The organism is Shewanella sp. SM55, from assembly GCF_025654025.1.
Classification (GTDB): domain Bacteria; phylum Pseudomonadota; class Gammaproteobacteria; order Enterobacterales; family Shewanellaceae; genus Shewanella; species Shewanella oncorhynchi.
Genome location: NZ_JAKKRS010000002.1, coordinates 165,681 through 183,911, shown reverse-complemented (window position 1 = coordinate 183,911; position 18,231 = coordinate 165,681). Strand labels below are relative to the sequence as shown.

The following is an 18,231-nucleotide window of genomic DNA, read 5'->3' as shown; positions in this document are numbered from 1 at the left end:
GTGGCTAATCGAAAACTCGCACCATTAAGCGTAAAACAGCGGTTGCTGAAAAGCAGTTTGTTATTGTTACCGTTAATGAGCTGTGCCGCTATTGCAGCGGATAAACCTTCGCAGGAATACAAACCTTTTAGATTAAGTGTCACACAGATCAGCACCCAAAGCGCCGAGGTAGCTAATGGCAATACTGAGCTACAAAGGGACAGCTTATTACTGAATGCTGGGATGAATGTATCACTGGATAAGCAATGGTCGCTAGGTTTTCGTGTGGGCTATGACCGACTTGATTATGACTGGCGTAACATCACGCTTACTGGCGCAAACAATGTCGCACCGCTGTTTGGCACCGACGGACAGAATTGGGATCATATTAATCGTTACCGTGCCGGAGTGTCGTTAAATTATCGCATGGATAAACATTGGGCCTTCTTTTTAGCGCCGCAGATCCAATATGCCTACGCCGATACTGCATCGGCTAGCCAAGCTCAGAGTTACGGTATTGTGGCATCGGCCATGTATGCATTTGATTCGGGAAACATGATTGGCTTTGGCGTCGCGTATCTTAATGATATCGATGAAGTTCGCACAGTGCCTTATCTTGCCATGCGTTGGCAGATAGATGAACATTGGACACTGGCTAATCCATTCCAAGCTGGTTTTAGTGGTCCAGCAGGACTAGAGCTTAGTTATCAATTCAATCCTGATTGGAATATTGGTTTGGGTAGTTCACGTCGTACTGAGCGATTCCTTATTGAGGATGATGATATTGCTGTAGAAACGAACGAATGGGTGAGTTATCTGCGTGGCGGTTGGCGAGCAACGCCTGCTCTAACCGTAAATCTCTATGCTGGTTATTACTTTGATGGTGAGTTAGAAGTGACAAATCAAGCCGCGCTTGAAATGGATAACCAAGGCGCAGCGGCCTTGGATATCGAATTCAAATTCTAACGTTAATGTCAGTTATTTGCCCAGCATGGCCTCTTTGAGGCTTTTCTGGGCTGGCTTATCACCTAGCCAAATTTTTAACAGTGCTTGACGGAACATTTCACCTTCGATGGTGGCTTGTTCCTGACCATTTTTATAGGCCGTCACGCCGCGGGCTTTATTGGCGACTAAGGTAAATTGGTCACCTTCTTTAATTTCTTCCTTAAACAGCGCCATAAAGGTATCTATCTGCGGTTGAATATCGGCGGTGTTTTCTGCCGTCGCTTGCTCAAAACCTTCAGTGATCGCATCGCGCATTTTTTCTGAGGTGATCATGCCAGAGGTAATGTTAAGGCGTATCGCTGCAACTGGTGCATCAATAACCGCTGCAGTGCTACTTAATGCTGCTGGCAAATACAAACTGCCTACATATAAATCCATAAAGAACTTACTGCGAACGCCCGCACCATTGAGGTGTAATGTTTGGCTATCTAATGTCACTGTCTCGGCGACTTGCACTCCTGAGACTTCTTTGGCCATTAATGTGTGGGGTAATAACAGCGCGCTTGCTAGGGTAAGAGTGGAGAGTAACTTCATAATACACCTCATTTTTCTATTTTAATTATTGGGTTTTAAGCAGATTTTTTATGAGTATTTACAGCAAAAAGTTGACCCCCAACTTCTCAAATACTCGGCACCGAAAACGGATGTTAATCTAAAGAAGAGGTGAGTGATAGGCTAATTGTGCTTACGCATCATTCAAACATGGTTAAATATGGCATACTCATCATTAAATATGAGCATGCCAACAAGATGACTCATCGCGCTAAATTATCGGCGTAAAAGTGTTGGCGTAAAGCTATCGATGGGAAATCATCAGCGTTAAGCACCCTGTATAAATTATCTGCGAGTGCCTAGCTTGTACTGACCACTCTGTTCGAACATCACCGCTTGTTTCTGTTTTGGCGAGATCAAAATGGGACCGTCATCAAAGAAAAGAAAACACTTCCAATTGCGGACGAACACATCCCAACGAGTTTCAATAATCTGATATTTTTCATAGCAAAAATACACCGGCGTCTCATCGGGCCATTTTATAAACTCAGCTAACATGGTGGGTAAACTGCTATCTTCACTATCCCAAGCGCTCTGCCAATGATCTGTTTCCACCCAAGCATCAGCCTTCGCCGCCCAGTCTCCCTTAGTAAATTGCTCCGCACGACTACTCTTGTTGCTGATCCATTGGCTCCAGATTTCCATCGCACTTTTATCTGTTAACGGCAGGATGTGCGCCTTGTCCTCGTCGGTGACAGGCAAGTCTTTGTGGTTGAAAATCCACTTACGGCGGTAAGTTTCTAAAGGTATATAGGTATGAGCCAAACAAAATCTCCTAGGATATGCAGATGAGCAATGCTGAAACGAGGCTAATTATACGGTCTAGCGAGGTAATAGTGAAATCACCGAACACGAATATGCGAGTTCGGTGATCTTGAGCCTGTTATTGTGAGACGTTCATTAGTCTTGTGAGTTCAGATAAGTAATCACGTGCCACTTGATTATCGGGATCGGCATTAATTGCATTAGAAAATGCAGTATGCGAAGCTTCTATTTGATTGATTTCAAACATGAATAATCCAAGTTTTATCCATGTTTGTGTATCTGATGGATACTTCTCTAGGTAATCTAGGTAGACATTAACTGAGTCTTGAATCTTGCCTTGGAGTTTTAAAATATGCGCATACTGAGGCATGTACTCATCACTATAAGCCAAAATTTTGACTAGAGTTGCTGTTGCAAGCTCAAGGTTACTTAGTTTGAGCGCCAGTAAAATAATATGCTTTAACTCCATCTCAGTACAAAGTTCTTCAGGCAGAGCAAGTAAAGCATCTAATGCCTGCTGCGGCTGCTGTTCAAGGCTGAGTTGGAATGATAAGGCGAGGTGGTACAGCCTTTTAGCTTCATTGTCAGATTCAATTAAGGGGAATAAGTTTTGGACTGTAAGTGATAATCCATAACTATTTTCATTCGAGTTTAGTCCCATAATTTTTTTATAGACGCGTTCCATTCCAGAGGCTTTATTTAGCGTATCGATATAAGCTTTTCGTACTTGAGTGATATCTTCTTCAAATTTATCTTTTAATTGTGAAAAAATAAAATTTTCATGCGAGTCAGATAATGCAACTTTATGGTTTTTGCACCATAAGAAAACTCTACCAGGTTGATGATTTTCTAGCCAGACAGGGGCGAGTGGAGCTAATGAGCTAGAATCAATTTCTAATATTCTAAAAACTATTTTTTTGTAAGATTTTATTACTAGTTTAAGAATGTTATGGCAGGTCGTATTAAATGCATTATAGTAATTTATAGTCATTTTATTAATGTGTGATTGAGTCCAATTTTCTGTTTCTCTTGTAGTTAGAAACTTTGAAAACTCAAGATATCCATAGGTTTTAATTAATCTTGTTAGCTCTGGGTACTTTGAGTTTATACTTTTTTCAATCTTATTGACTTCATCAAGTATGACATCAGAGTTCAATGAGTTTAAATTGAGTTTTTTAGATAGCGCTAACGCTTTCTTTGTTAGCTTTAGTAGCTTGGTGAGATCGTCTTTAGCTTTTTTACATTCATCTAATGTTTGTTCTAAGTCAATTTTTTTATTTTGGGTGTCGCACTTTTCTAGGCAAGAAATTATTTTACTACCAAGTTCATCAAGAATAATATTTTTAGTAGAAATATGAGAAATGTCTTCGATTTTTGCAGCATTTTTTGACAAATTTATAAAGTCAACATTAGGATATTTTTTAGCCTCAGATGCTAGTGACTCCATCGCATGGACAAGCTGTATTGGAGTTTCAGCTTGGTAGCCTGCATAGGTTTCGACCCATTTATTATTATGTCCTAAATTAGGGCCTAGATTAGCTTCAACTGTTCCGTTTGCATGAGTGTATCCAGATCTTGAGTAACAATAATCAACACCACTTAATAGTATTTTTTTGAACCCCATCTCAACAGCTAGGCGAATCGAACTATTAGTAACTGTCGGCCCGACAGTAATGATGTTGTCGTGATCCTTTTTGCCACTCCATGGATATCGTTGACCTAGATATATACTTTGTCCTTGCCATTGTGAAAGTACTTTTGGACTAACGTGGTAAGAGTTTACTAGAAGTGTGTTTTCACTTAATGCAAAAATTTCTCGACTAACATCAAAGCTAAACTCTTGTGGATCAACGCAAGTGATAATATCAACTGAAATAGAGTGTTTAGCTAGCTTACCTGCAATACGCGACACTGCAATAATGAAAAGATTGTCACTGTTCTTTATTATCCAATCAATATGCTCATCAAGTGAGGGGCCGCCAGCAACGACCAAGCAAGTTTTCCCTTCAAATTTGTTTCTAAGAAGCTTTGCAGGTGTGTGATTGTCTGGGATATTCTCTAGTTGAGTCTGAAAGAATATTTTTTGGGTGAATAAAACCCTATGATTAAAATATTCATCTTGGACTTTGTTTTCTATTCTGCTAAATAGTGAGTTATAGGCTTCTAGGTGTTGGGATGTGACACCAAGAGAAGCATAAATCTCATACTCTCCTTTAGCGAGATATATTTTTATATCCTCTTGTTCTAACTGCTCTAGAAAATCAGTTTCATTTACTATCTTAAAGTTTTTTTGCTTAGCTGACGGGATATCTATAATTAATAATGGTAGCACTTCATCCAATTCGATAAATATAAATTTAGACCCTAAAGCGATTTCCTGTTCTAATGCATAACTTGCTAGCAGTCCTGAGTCCATTCCAATAATAATATTAAGCTTATCTTTAATCGAAAATGCCTTTTTAAACTTATTGTTATAAATTGTTTTTGAGTCAAGATTTTCAAAAGTATGGCGATTTATGCTAGGTAAATAGTATTCATTAAATCGACTTATTGCGAAACTATTCAATATTTTGTTCATTAGTTATACATTCCTATTGGTCGGCAAGTAAGTCAATACGAGCTCTTATCTTATATGCCAAGGCAAAAAATTGCTCAGGTAGAAAACAGCAATAAATGCGCCATGTTATTTTTTTGACAGTTTATATTGACATTTAGCCCTCAGGTGTTGATTGACTAGTTAGAAAGGGCTGACTTGATGCAATAAAGTCGAAATTAGCCTATAAAATCATGTAAATTTTACGAGTAACTACCTATACTAATAGAGCTTTATAGGTGAGTAAACTACGTTCTAGTAATGATTTTATGCCATGTTGGCTTGTTTTTTGCTTTGATTTAATTGCTTTAGCAGTAAATCGTCAATTGTATAGGTTGCTACGGTTACATTATCAAGATGGAAAGCTAAATTGAGCCACTGGGGAGGCCCTATGTTTGATAACAAAACAATTTTAATTACAGGTGGCACTGGGTCATTTGGGCAGAAATACACAAAAACAATTTTAGAAAGGTATAAGCCCAAACGGTTGATCATTTTTTCCAGAGATGAATTGAAGCAGTTTGAAATGCAGCAGATATTTAATGCTCCCTGTATGCGTTATTTCATTGGAGATGTGCGTGATGCCGACCGCTTAATGCAAGCATTGCAAGATGTCGATTATGTTATCCATGCAGCAGCATTAAAACAGGTACCTGCTGCAGAGTATAATCCTATGGAATGTATCAAGACAAACATTTATGGTGCAGAGAATGTTATTAAGGCCGCTATTGCTAATAAAGTAAAAAAGGTGATCGCCTTATCGACAGATAAAGCTGCGAGTCCAATTAATCTTTATGGTGCGACAAAGTTGGCTTCTGATAAGTTATTTGTTGCAGCCAATAACATCGTAGGTCCTGGGAAAACACGCTTTGCTGCCGTCAGATATGGAAATGTCGTAGGTTCTCGTGGTTCTGTCGTTCCTTATTTTAAGCAGTTGATTGCTAATGGTGCTTCATCTCTTCCTATTACCCATCCCGATATGACACGCTTTTGGATTACACTCCAAGATGGTGTTGATTTTGTTCTTAAAAATTTCTCTAGAATGCAAGGTGGAGAAATTTTTGTACCTAAGATCCCTTCAATACGAATTTCCGATTTAGCGGATGCTTATGGTAATGGATTACCACATGAGATCGTAGGTATTCGTCCTGGTGAAAAAATGCATGAAGTTATGTGTCCAGGTGATGATTCTCATCATACGATAGAATTCTATGATCATTTTGTTATCACACCATCAATTAAATTTTTTGGTCGTGAAAGTGATTTTACAGTTAATGCTTTAAATGAAGTTGGCACTTTAGTTAATTCTGGCTTCGAATATAACTCTGGTAGTAATGTTCATTTTTTAACAGTCGAAGAAATATTAAAACTAGATGAGGAGTCATGTTCATGATTCCATATGGAAGGCATGATATTAATCAGGATGATATCGATGCTGTGCTTGCGGTATTGAAATCAGATTACTTGACACAAGGTCCAGTCGTTCCTGTGTTCGAACAGGCTGTGGCACTGGCTGTTGGTGCAAAATATTCAGTAGCAGTAAATAGTGCTACCTCAGCATTACATATAGCCTGTCTTGCATTAGGTGTAGAAAGGGGGGATTTAGTCTGGACATCTCCTATTACGTTTGTCGCATCAGCAAATAGTGCGCTTTATTGTGGCGCTGAAGTAGACTTTGTTGATGTGGCTCCCTATACCGGTAATATGTGTCCTAAGGCTCTGGCAACAAAACTGCTTCTTGCTGCAGAGGTAGGAACTTTACCAAAGGTGGTTATTCCTGTTCATCTATGCGGTCACAGTTGCGATATGCAGGCCATTTCGGCACTCGCTGATGAATACGGATTTAAGGTTATTGAGGATGCTTCACATGGAATAGGCGGTAGCTATCAGGGTCATAAACTTGGCAGCTGCGAATATTCGGACATTACAGTTTTTAGTTTCCATCCGGTGAAGATTATTACCAGCGCCGAAGGTGGCATGGCAATGACTAACTGCGCAGAGTTGGCATCAAAAATGGCTCTCTATCGGAGTCATGGAATAACCAAAGTACCTGAAATGATGCTTAGGCCTGATGAAGGGGACTGGTATTACGAGCAGCATTTACTTGGGTTTAATTATCGAATGACGGATTTACATGCTGCTCTGGGACTATCACAAATGAGTCGTCTAGATAATTTTGTGACTAAGCGAAATCAATTGGCTGATATCTATGAGCAAGAACTAGCAGGTTTACGACTGAATGTTGTTGACCCTATACCAGATTCTATCAGCGCTAGACATCTCTATATGGTACGGCTACAACATGCGGATCAACGTCGTATAGTTTTCGATACAATGCGTCGTAATGATATTCAAGTGCATGTGCATTATTTTCCTGTACATTTGCAGCCATTTTATATTTCTCTTGGTTTTCAGACTGGCGACTTTCCTAATGCTGAACGTTTTTATGAAGAAATTCTCACACTTCCTTTATATCCCACATTGGACCGGTCTGAGTTGCAATATATCGTAGCTACGCTTTTTACTTGCATAAGTTAATCTATGCTAGCCAAGTACCATTTCGGCAGCCTCTGGCTGCGAGTAGCATATATCTACTTAAATTTTGTATGGTTTTAGACACTATTGTTCCAATAGCCGTTGAATATCTTCCATCAGATTTATCATACCTGCGTGGTCGTTAAATACTCTGCTTGCTTCTTTTTGTAGTTTTTGTCTTGCGTTGCAATCACTCAATAAATCTTTAAGTTTTGAGATTGCATCAGGAAGGGAACTACTCGTAAGGCAGCAGTGCTCTTTGATAAGCAATTCGAGTTCTACGCTATCACACAAATGTTGTGTCGGGAGTAATATGCTAGCAGCACTTGAGAAGATGGATTCGAATAGTGACAAGCCATAGCAAGTTAAAATAATTTCTGACTCTGCGATTAACTCATGAAGATCATCGGGATCTGTCAGTACGCTTATTGTTGAACTTAATGGCAATAAGGGGGGGGAGGCCAGTGGTCCTTGTACCCAAATAATAGGCCAATCAGTACAAAGTGTTGATAGTAGCGTGGGTAAAATGGTGCCGTAAGCAAGTGCATCACTGCCACCTGTTAATACAAGAATTTGGTGTTTCTTTGTTTGTTGGGGCATTGAAGAAAATAGATAGTTTTGCCAGCCGACAGAGACCTTAGGATGCTGAAATGATTTATTGAAGCTAGGGATAAATAACCAATCAAGCTCATTTATAATTGATATGAGTTTATCTATCCCTACAATTTTAGTATTTTTATCTCTGAGTGGCTGGAGTGTCTTTCTAAGTGCTGGAAGTGAAATAAAGTCTGGATGTAGATCAAGTAGAATGAGTGGATTTGGATCCAAAATCATGGCTGTTAGCAACTCATTTTCATTCTTATACCAGTGAAGTCGAGGTGATGTTTTTTCAAGTTGTGGTCCTTCGTATTGGACGTGTACTATGGCCCCAATTCCAAGATACTCTTGCAATGCATCGGCAATCGATTTGGACCGCTTGTAATGTCCCAAGCCAATAGAGGGTCCTAGATGACAATAGATACTGGCCTTTGCGTACAGTTTATCTGCCGCTTTCTGTTTCACATGATTGTTGATAGCCGCTAGCATTGGATCTTCTAATAACTGTTGTTGCACCCATGCTAGGCTGACGATGGTGTCTACAGTATGGATCTTGTACCAACGGCGATATACTTCTTCCATAAAGCGATAGTCGGCTTGAGTATCTACTGATATTCGGTGTTTTATCTGCGAATAATTTGCGCTATCGGTAATACTTAAGCAGTCAAGCACTGGGGTGATTCTGTCCGCGTAACCCACGTGCTCCCTCGACATGGCACATTGGCTTACAGACATCAGTTTTTCCCATCCTTTGCGACTGTAAAATGCCATGCCTTCGTGAATAGAGATGACTCCATCATGGAGTTTGATGCTGTCTTTGCCCGAAGCCTTAAGCATTGTCAGGGCATGATCGATAAAATCAGGAGCAATGAGTGGGCAGTCACCGCAAATATAGATAATAAAGTCAGGTGCTTGTCTTTGGATTATGTTATCGAGTCGTGCCATTAGATCGTTAACATCTCCTTTAAAAGGATGGCAACAAATTTGGTGGGTATGTGCCCAATTTATGAGAGGTTTATTAAAATCATCAGCAGTGGTAGCCAGTTCAAAACTATTAACCTCTTGGCACAATGCTAGGCGGCGCCATAACTGTTCAATTAGCGGCTTCCCTGCGAGCTCTAATAAGTGTTTGCCTGCGAGACGACTAGAGTTAAGGCGAGCACCAACAATTGCAAGGGCTTTAGACATGACAAGGTCTCATGGTTGGAGTGATACAGATGGCAAAGTTGAGTAAATGCCCCCCAGATTTTAGGGTTTCATCAGCTTCAGCAAGGGAAAACCACAGACGGTTCAAATATTGATTGTTAATTTTTTTACTTGAGATCATTGGCAGTGCTGCACAGTTGGCAGGGTTCCAACTGATGTGTATTCCCCGAGTCTTACTGCCAAAGCTGATGGTACCATTTGTAGCGCCTAGTGCACTTGAGGAGGATACGATGGAAGATACTGCGGCTCCTTGATCCATGTCATTAGTAATTTGGAAAAACTCATCTTGGTTTCCACCTAAACGTGTTTGGTACCATGCGCGTTGTTCGCAGTCTAATAAAGTCATAAAACCAAGACGTACCGAGGCTTCGGGCCTATGGCTGTCCTCAAAACAAAACCCAGTGTATAAGCTTTCGCTATCCAGTTTATACCATTTAATTAGACCGCCACTGTTTAGTGATTGTTTACAAAAGATAATAAGGCAGCTATCCAGTTCACCTAGTTGATATTCAACTAGGTTGAGATCGGTCACCCTGTCTCTATCACGAAAGCGCTCGAGTAATAAATGGTTGCTATAAAAATCAGCTCCATAGCTGATATGATCGAAATAGCCATGTGAAAGAGTGCCTATAATGGGTTCAAACCCTTGACTGGAAAAGGCTAGAGTATCAATAGCAAGACCTCTATTACCATTGAGAGTTAGGTATAGATAGGGTGTTCGGATATGCAGTCTGCGTCGTTCCGCATCGTAATCTAGTATTACATCTGCTCTGGGAATCCATGGAGCGAAAGTTGGTGACTTTGAGGATGGTGTCGTTAGCTTTAGCGCGTTATAGCGATTTTTTGTTAGATGGGTTCTAAGATCGCTGGCCCAAAGACGGCAAAGGTTTCGCCATTCATTATCATCTGCATTAGGCTTAATTTGGAGTGAGGCGAGGTGTTTATAACATTGGGTATTCAGCAACAGATCGTTGCGCCCGCTTAATCCCCAACGGCACAGATTATATTTGGCTTGTTTTTTTACCGAGACGGGATGATGGGCATTAGTCAATTTCAGTGGTTTGCTCGGCTGCCAAAGCGACAAAAGGCTGGATGGGCATACCCATCGATACTTTTTCATTTCTTTAATAGCATTAAATAATGTTTTAACTCGCTGCCATTCACCTGTTACTTCATTGGCTTCTGTTAGGTAGCGCCCTGGACGAAAATCAAATACCTCAGCATCGCTGCCATACACGGGAAAAGCGATTGTGCCGGGTTTAAGTACTTTGAGCAGATAATTGAGGTAATCTTCCTGTGTTAGTTCTCCATGAACATAACGCTGAAATTTTTGAAAGGCTATAGCGTGGTTCCAGATAACTTTAATTTTTCGGCCGCTCGCGCTTACTAGTGACTGAGGGCGCTCAAGTAACTCAGTGTGCCAGTCAGGATTGTGGGAGAAAGGATTGTCCCACTCTACAACCACTGCTTCGAAACCTTCATCAATATATATATCTAAGAGACCTGCTGAGACCGCCTGCTCATTGAGATAGGCAATATTGGGTTTAATTCCTAGCTCCTGCTGGTAGTAGTCTTGGCCAAGTCTTAAGTTGATTTGGTTTACCTTGGCAGGAATAAGCGGACCAATGATCTGACTATCGCCACTGGCTACTAATTCGCACTTGCCTAATAATAATAATGACTTGAACGCATTGATCCATTCAGGATCTACAGCCTTAATTGCTTCGAGGGTATTTGCTGTCATTTCTAAGCCAAGGGCTACGTCATCTTGGGCTAATTCCAGTAAGGGCCAGTAACAACGTTTAACTACCTCGCCATGCTTCTCATTTTCAATGGATGAGAAGGCAAGGTTTAAGTGGAAAACCGTATACAGGGCAATGGATTGATCCTTTGGCATTTTTTCACTTACCCTTTAATTATTTAGCCAATAATGATAATTGAGTTTAAAAAATTGCAGAAGCAATATATGTACCGCTAGTGAGTAATCAGATGCTAAAATCTTAGCAGCTATAGGGAGTTTGTTACAACTTCATATTAATTGGCTTGAAATTTGCTAATTCTTGGAAAAGCCAAATTAGTGACGCCGTCCATTTGAGGAATAGAGATGCATCAAAAGACTTCTGAACAACACATCGGACATCTTGTCGATGATGTTAATGGTTTCCAAGTGATTGAATGTCAAAGTTGCGGTTTCAAGCACGTGCACCCTCTTCCTACTCTAGATGAACTTGAAAACATATATAGGCACGAATATTACACTACGAATAAGCCTTTGTTTATTAAGGAAAGTGGTGAGGATAATTCTTGGTGGGATCAGGTTTATGCTGATCGTTATGAAACATTAGAGTATTTCTTAACGGATACATCACGACGTATTTTGGACGTGGGATCTGGCCCAGGGCATTTTGTTAATTATGGTCGACGGCATGGATGGACTGCATTGGGAATCGAGCCATCAGCGCGGGCGTGCGAGCATGCAAGAGGTTTAGGAGTAGAGGTTGTTGAGAGTTTTTTTAATCAAGAGACAGTCAATATTCTCGGAAAATTTGATGCAATTCACGCCAATGCAGTCCTTGAACACATACCAAATCCTAGAGAAATGTTGTCACTATGCAGAGAAGCACTAGTACCCGGTGGTATTTTGTGTGTTGTAGTTCCAAATGACTATAACCCATTTCAGGAAACGCTTAGATCTTATGAAGGTTATCGCCCTTGGTGGGTTGCTCCTCCACATCACCTTAATTATTTCAATTTCGAAACCTTAGGTAATTTGCTTGCTTCTGTCGGCTTTGATGTTGTCATGAAGGAAACAACCTTTCCAATAGATATGTTTTTGTTAATGGGTGACAATTATGTTGAGTCACCGGAACTAGGACGTGTTTGCCATAAAAAGCGTATGAGATTCGATACCCAGATGTCGAAAGCTGGTAATAATCAAGTCAAAAGAGATTTTTATCGAGCGCTTGCCAGCGTAGGTATGGGGCGAGAAGTTGTCCTTTTTGCCAAAAAATTATAGATAATATGCCATGTAGGGGTAGATATGAGTAATATCAAAGTATTGATTCAGGCAAGTTCTCGCTCTTGGGCTGGAGGTAGAGATATTTGCATGGGATTGGTTGACGGTGAAATTGCCATAGTAAGGACAATTAAGCGTGCATTGACTGCATTTCCCGAGGCTCAGTTTTGTTTAGTTGCCCCAGAATTTGATCGTGGCGGCGAGCTAAAAGGGATTGTTGATGAAATTGCCGATAAACGATTGCAAGCATTTTATGGATTTGATGAAAGCCCTCTCAGACGTATGGTTGCTGCATCAAGCGAGTTGAATGATGATGATTTCATTGTCCGAGTGGATGGTATTCATTTCTGCTTCGATACTAATCTTAGTCAACAGATGGTTAGTCTCGCACAAAAAAATAATCTTGATTGTATCAAGCTACCTGCTGACTTTCCTGTTCATTTTAGCTCTGAAGTCTTTCGTGTCGGCGCACTTCGGATGCTGGTTACAATTCTTGATAAACCTGAGTTAGCAAAATTTCACGTTCATCCTAAAACTTATTTTGAACTCAATCGATATGATTATAAGTTTGAACATCTCGAGTCCTTACCTCAATACACGGATGACTATTTAAGAGAGTGTAGGCAGTTGGCACATGCTATCTATGAGATACCACGTCAAGAAGTGAATAATCATCGGATTGCTTCGGGTGACAGGCTTGGTTATCACTATCAATTAGCGCTTAAATACCTCAAGTCCAATATGAAAGTATTGGATATAGCTTGTGCTGATGGTTACGGTGTTCGAATGATGTCGACATCTCTTGCCACGGTGCACGGAGCTGATCTAGATCCAGAAAGTGTTGCCTACGCTAAAGCTCATTCATCTCAAAAAAATGTTGCGTTTTTTGTTGAAGATATTACTGACATGTCCTTCGATGATGATAGTTATGATGCAGTTACCAGTTTCGAGACATTAGAACATGTGTCTGAAGAAGCTTGTTTGAAAGAGCTACAACGTATCATTAAACCTGGCGGCATGTTAGTTCTAAGCACACCGCAAAACAGTTATGGTCATATTCCAGTGAATTCTTGCCATATAGTCGAATATAGTTTGGATTATCTTCTGAACTTAGTTGGACAGTATTTTCACATTGTCAAAGTGATTGGTATTAAGGCTGGCATTATACACGATGATGCTGATCCCTATGGCACCAATACTGTTCTTGTTTGTATAAAACCTATTCGTTAATTTTTAAGGATTTTTTATGGCAGCCATTGATTATATTGAGTTTGTAGGCTCTCCAGCTGAACTTAAAAAATTGCCAATTGAAGCTCTGGATGGACAGGCCGAAAAAATACGTTGTTTTTTGATAGATAAAATATCTGCCACCGGTGGTCATATTGGTGCCAACCTTTCAGTGATTGAGCTAACCTTGGCAATTCATTTTGTTTTTAATTCTCCTTTTGACAAAATTATTTTTGATACTGGTCACCAAGGATACACCCATAAGCTTTTAACTGGGCGCCGTGCCGCATTTGACTCCCTTAACACTTATAAGGGGATGAGTCGTTTTATCGCTAGGGAAGAAAGTGAGCACGATACTATCGACGCCTCCCACGCTGGTACATCAATTTCATTGGCGACAGGTATCTCTGCTGCGCTTAAAAGCAAAGGAAGTAGGGACTTTACAGTTTCAGTCATCGGAGATGGTTCTCTAGTTGAAGGAATGGCATTTGAGGCTCTAAACTTTGGCAGTGTAGATCGGGATGCCAAACTTATTCTTGTGGTGAATGATAACGAAATGGCAATAGCACCGTCAGTAGGCGGTGTTAGGCAGCTCACTATTGGTGATAATTGGCAAGAAAAATCCCAACACTTTTTTGAAAGTTTAGGTTACGGCTATTTGTCTGTTGCAAATGGTCATTGCACAAAGTCTCTTGTTCAGGCTCTTAAGAATGCAAAGACTCTTGGGCGTCCTACAGTAGTGCATATCAAAACTCTAAAAGGAAAGGGGTTAGATTGCGCAGGTTCTCATCCCTATAAAATGCATTTTTCAATGCCTTTTAATCCAATGACTGGTGAAGGTGCGTCACCTACAGTTGCTGGAAAGACATTTGCGGTTGTTTTTGCTGAAAAATTAGCTGCACTTATGGCATCGGATCCTGATATTCATGTTATCACTCCTGCAACACCCTATGCTTCGTCTTTGGATGGTTTATTTGCCTTGTTCCCAGGTCGAGTCATAGATGTTGGAATGGCGGAGCAACACGCTGTTGGAATGGCTTGTGGTATGGCGCTTGAGGGATTAAAGCCTGTAGTATGTATGCAAACTACCTTTATGCAAAGGGCTTTCGATCAGTTGTTGCATGATGCTTGTTATATGAATTTACCCATCACTGTACTGGGCGTCAGGGCTGGTTTTGCGGGATACGATGGCTCTACTCATCATGGGATTTATGATATTCCGTATTTAAAATCATTCCCGAATATGCAAGTAGAATATCCGATTAATAGTATCGAGGCGCAGAGATTGTTGGAAAGGCGTTTAGTTTCGCCTGTGGGTCCCATGGTTATTTTGCATCCCTATGAGCCTTTAAGTACTTCAGAGCCTGATACTGGAGTTCTTAGCAAGGGGATGTCTATCGCCGCCAAAGGTAAAAATGGTTATATTATTTGTCTTGGAAATACTTTGGCAAAGGCTTGGGAACTCAAATCACTATTGGCAAATTTAGGTAAAACGTTTGGTATTATTTGTGTTCAGAGCATCAAACCTTTTCCTGTAAATGGCATTCTCGATTTGTTGGTTCCTGGAATGGACATTATCACCCTTGAGGAGAGCGTATTAGCGGGGGGCTTTGGTTCTGTATTACTTGAGACCATAAGCGATTCAGATATTAGTCTCAGGGTTTTTAGAAGTGGTGTCGAAGATAGTTTTATAAGGCCAGGAAGTAAGCAAGAATGTAGTGATGAAGCTGGTATTACTGTAAAACAGATAGTGGTGAAAATCCAGCAGCGTTGGATCGAATATCAAGAGGAATAACGAGTGGGTAGACTCACAGGTAAAGTGGCGCTTATCACTGGTGCATCACGAGGGATCGGTGCAGGTATTGCTGAAGCTTTTGCCAGCGAAGGCGCTGATTTAATCATTAATTATCGTACAAATGATGAGGCGGCTTTTCGTGTTGTTAGTAAGCTTAAGAATTTGGGGCGTAAAGTGGTCGCGATCCGTGCTGATGTTTCTAAGCGAAGTGAGATCCAAAATTTGATACACCTAGCGCAGATTGAGTTCGGTCGCATTGATATTCTGGTAAACAATGCTGGTATTAACCAAAGAGGCTGGTTTGATGAAGTAACTGATGAGGCCTGGGATATGATAATGGGGACCAATCTCAAAGGCCCCTTTATGTGCTGCCAGGAAGTGTTTCCTTTGATGAAGGCTAATGGCGGCGGCAGAATTATCAATATTTCTTCTGTTGCTGGTCAGTATCATGGACCGAAGACTGTGCATTATGCGGTATCAAAGGCTGGGTTAAATAGCCTGACTAAAGTACTTGCACGTTATGGCGCTGAGTATAATGTTCTTGTTAATGCAGTGGCGCCAGGATTGGTTAGAACAGATCAAACTGCTGATGAAATAGATTCCCCTGCAGGAGCTAGAGTGCTAGATATGACTTTGTTGAAAAAAGCGGGAAGAATTGAAGATATTTCAAGTGCCTGCGTATTTTTAGCATCGGATGAACAACAATATATGACAGGGCAAATTCTTGCGGTTAGTGGAGGAGCAATTCTTGACAATTGAAGTAAAAAATCTCCTACTTTTAGGTGCGAGTGCCGATCAAGTTTTTGCCATCAAGACAGCAAAGGCGATGGGTTTGCATGTCATTGTTGTAGATGGGAATCCCAATTCTCCAGGATTTGCGCTTGCCGATCAGTATGCGATTGTCAGCACAAGAGATTTACCAGGGCTTAAAGCTTTTGTTGATCGATTACAAATAACTGTTCACGGTGTGGCGGTAATGGGTAGTGATATTTCTCAGTATGTATCTGCTCTTGCCGAGTATCTTTCAGTGCCTTGTATTCCTTTGGGAACGGCCCTGATTACAACAGATAAACTTCTTATGAAACAACATTTTGCTGAAAAAAATGTTGCTATCCCTTGGTTTTCTGCCGTTGAGAGTTTTGAGCATTTATGTATTCTGGTGGCCGAACGCGGTCTACCTTTAGTGCTAAAACCAGTAGATCGGTCTGGTGCCCGGGGAGTGTTTCTTTTGAAGGAGGGCATGGATATAGAAGCTTTATATCGGCGTTCAATAGAAGAATCGTTTAGTGGGCAGGTTATCATCGAAGAGTATCTACAAGGACCGCAGGTTAGTACCGAAACGCTTTTTTATCAAGGAAAAGGATATACTGCGGGATTTGTTGATCGTAACTATGAGATGTTGGATGTTTTTGCCCCCTATATTCTCGAAAATGGCGGTTGGCAACCAAGTCGTTTATCCAAATTACAGCGAATTGAAATCGAGAAACTTATTGATGATGTTGCTAAGGCATTAGATATTGAAAACGGAGTCATCAAAGGTGACATTGTTTATACTGAGACTGGAGCAAAGGTTATCGAGGTTGCAACTCGACTGAGCGGTGGTGATTTTTCTGAAAGTCTTGTTCCTTTGGGGCTGGGAATTAACTATGTACGCACTGCGTTAGAAATTGCACTGGATATTAAGCCTGACTTTGAGGCCTTAATCCCAAAACAAAATCAATTTGTTGCTAATCGATATTTTTTCCCTGAAAAAGGTCAACTCATTGGAATTCATGGAATTGAACAAGTTAAAATTCAGAGTTTTGTCAAAAAGCTAGAGTTTTTTATTAATGTAGGTGAAAAAATACAACCTATTTGTAGTCATGCGGATAGGGCTGGTGTTTTTATCGTCACAGCGGATTCTTTAGAAGAGCTAGAGAAGCGAGTATCGTGGGTTTACAAGACTATTAAGTTTGACATTAGCTAAAGCTATAACTAAACACCTTGTATGGTACTCGGTGTTTAGTTATGAACGATGAATGATTGGCTAAAAATACGGCCTGATGTGTTTGAGTGGACGTAATCCATCAAGGGGATCCGCTCGCCATTCTCTATCTGAGGCTTCACTAGCAACAAATTGTTTTTCTGGTTTGCCATCAATCACATTGGCTAATTTTATACCTTGGATTACGGGTGCTATCTGTTGTGGCAGCCAACAATGTCCTGAAGCATATTCATCACCTTTTTCATCTAAATCTAAATGAAACTCTATGACATCGGCTCGCCATTTGTGTACAGCTCGGTTAAGTACCGCACTAGAGACAGTATGATCAGACCAGCCAACGTTAACTTGATAGCGGTTTCTAAAGCTTTCTAATACCGCAAGATTACATTCATTCTCAGGAGTTGGGTATGCCGATACGCAATGGAGCAAGGTGATGTCTTTCGCGCCATTTTCTTTTAGCGTGAGTACCGCTTGATCTATCTCTTCTAAAGTAGCCATGCCAGTTGAAAGAACGACAGGTAATCCGGTTTTTGCACAGGCTACCAGTAGATCCGTCCATAACAATTCGTAGGAGGCAATCTTATAAAAATCGACATATGGAGCCAGTTCTGCCACTGCATCTAAGTAGAATGGTGTGCATGAAAACTGAATGCCATATTCATCACAGCTTTGTTTTAATTCAGGCAAAAAACTGACTGGGAGCTCCCAATCTTTGCGCTTTCGATGCGTTTCACTTTTAGCCAGAATCTCGGGAGCGAAAAGTTGCTCTATTTGGAAAAGCTGAAACTTTACGGCATCGCAACCAATGTCTGCAGCAGTTTTAATAAACTCAATGCAACGCTGTAAGTCTCTATGATGGTTGCTGGAGACTTCAGCGATAAAAATAGGTGAATGTGTAGTCATAGTTACTCGCAAATGGCTCGGTATAGTCTATTAACGGCAAGTCTCTGGGAAGCTTGATGCCCTGTTGCTCTTGC

The 18,231-nt window shown here is 40.7% G+C and carries 14 protein-coding genes; 8 read left to right on the top strand and 6 right to left on the bottom strand.

The genetic code is table 11. From position 1 onward, the window contains the following. Complete coding sequence (locus tag L5L91_RS04020) at positions 1–945, top strand: autotransporter outer membrane beta-barrel domain-containing protein (protein WP_263162204.1); 945 nt, start codon at positions 1–3, stop codon at positions 943–945. Between the two features lie 12 nt (positions 946–957). Here L5L91_RS04020 and L5L91_RS04015 read toward each other — a convergent pair whose 3' ends face one another. The 3 genes from L5L91_RS04015 to L5L91_RS04005 all read right to left on the bottom strand — a co-directional run bounded on the left by L5L91_RS04015 (position 958) and on the right by L5L91_RS04005 (position 4,879). After that, positions 958–1,518, bottom strand: coding sequence for a chalcone isomerase family protein (locus L5L91_RS04015; protein WP_263235707.1), 561 nt, complete (start codon positions 1,516–1,518; stop codon positions 958–960). Positions 1,519–1,821: 303 nt separating this feature from the next. Next, positions 1,822–2,301: a DUF2947 domain-containing protein gene (locus L5L91_RS04010; RefSeq protein ID WP_263162210.1), complete on the bottom strand. Its 480-nt coding sequence runs from the start codon at positions 2,299–2,301 to the stop codon at positions 1,822–1,824. 118 nt (positions 2,302–2,419) lie between these two features. Next, positions 2,420–4,879, bottom strand: coding sequence for a 6-hydroxymethylpterin diphosphokinase MptE-like protein (locus L5L91_RS04005; protein ID WP_263235706.1), 2,460 nt, complete (start codon positions 4,877–4,879; stop codon positions 2,420–2,422). A 406-nt stretch (positions 4,880–5,285) separates the two neighbouring features. On the opposite strand from L5L91_RS04005, the gene pseB reads away from it, so the two are divergent. Together pseB and pseC are read left to right on the top strand one after the other, a co-directional pair. Next, the gene (pseB, locus tag L5L91_RS04000; RefSeq protein WP_105251911.1) at positions 5,286–6,287 is read left to right on the top strand and encodes a UDP-N-acetylglucosamine 4,6-dehydratase (inverting); all 1,002 of its coding nucleotides are present in this window, start codon (positions 5,286–5,288) and stop codon (positions 6,285–6,287) included. Then, positions 6,284–7,432 (top strand): UDP-4-amino-4,6-dideoxy-N-acetyl-beta-L-altrosamine transaminase, encoded by a 1,149-nt coding sequence (gene pseC, locus L5L91_RS03995; RefSeq protein WP_263235705.1) that lies wholly within the window; start codon positions 6,284–6,286, stop codon positions 7,430–7,432. Before pseB ends, pseC begins: the two co-directional genes overlap by 4 nt. A gap of 81 nt (positions 7,433–7,513) precedes the next feature. Here the strand turns inward: pseC and L5L91_RS03990 are convergent, their stop codons facing one another. Next, positions 7,514–9,214 carry a cytidylyltransferase domain-containing protein gene (locus L5L91_RS03990; protein ID WP_263162218.1) on the bottom strand — a complete coding sequence of 567 codons (1,701 nt, stop codon included), beginning with the start codon at positions 9,212–9,214 and terminating at the stop codon, positions 7,514–7,516. Then, positions 9,207–11,129, bottom strand: a complete 1,923-nt coding sequence (locus tag L5L91_RS03985; RefSeq protein ID WP_263235704.1) for a glycoside hydrolase — start codon at positions 11,127–11,129, stop codon at positions 9,207–9,209. Before L5L91_RS03985 ends, L5L91_RS03990 begins: the two co-directional genes overlap by 8 nt. 207 nt (positions 11,130–11,336) lie before the next feature. Between L5L91_RS03985 and L5L91_RS03980 the strand changes: the two genes are divergently transcribed. From L5L91_RS03980 to L5L91_RS03960, 5 genes are read left to right on the top strand one after another with little or no spacing between them, the layout of a single operon-like run. Continuing rightward, positions 11,337–12,248, top strand: a complete 912-nt coding sequence (locus tag L5L91_RS03980; protein ID WP_131523690.1) for a class I SAM-dependent methyltransferase — start codon at positions 11,337–11,339, stop codon at positions 12,246–12,248. Positions 12,249–12,272: 24 nt separating this feature from the next. Beyond that, positions 12,273–13,478: a class I SAM-dependent methyltransferase gene (locus L5L91_RS03975; protein WP_131523691.1), complete on the top strand. Its 1,206-nt coding sequence runs from the start codon at positions 12,273–12,275 to the stop codon at positions 13,476–13,478. Between the two features lie 16 nt (positions 13,479–13,494). Beyond that, complete coding sequence (locus L5L91_RS03970) at positions 13,495–15,270, top strand: 1-deoxy-D-xylulose-5-phosphate synthase (RefSeq protein WP_131523692.1); 1,776 nt, start codon at positions 13,495–13,497, stop codon at positions 15,268–15,270. A 3-nt stretch (positions 15,271–15,273) separates the two neighbouring features. After that, positions 15,274–16,029 carry an SDR family NAD(P)-dependent oxidoreductase gene (locus L5L91_RS03965; protein ID WP_131523693.1) on the top strand — a complete coding sequence of 252 codons (756 nt, stop codon included), beginning with the start codon at positions 15,274–15,276 and terminating at the stop codon, positions 16,027–16,029. Next, positions 16,019–17,236: an ATP-grasp domain-containing protein gene (locus tag L5L91_RS03960; protein ID WP_131523694.1), complete on the top strand. Its 1,218-nt coding sequence runs from the start codon at positions 16,019–16,021 to the stop codon at positions 17,234–17,236. Before L5L91_RS03965 ends, L5L91_RS03960 begins: the two co-directional genes overlap by 11 nt. Positions 17,237–17,296: 60 nt before the next feature. Here the strand turns inward: L5L91_RS03960 and L5L91_RS03955 are convergent, their stop codons facing one another. Then, complete coding sequence (locus L5L91_RS03955; protein ID WP_131523695.1) at positions 17,297–18,157, bottom strand: N-acetylneuraminate synthase family protein; 861 nt, start codon at positions 18,155–18,157, stop codon at positions 17,297–17,299. Between the last annotated feature and the right edge of the window lie 74 nt (positions 18,158–18,231).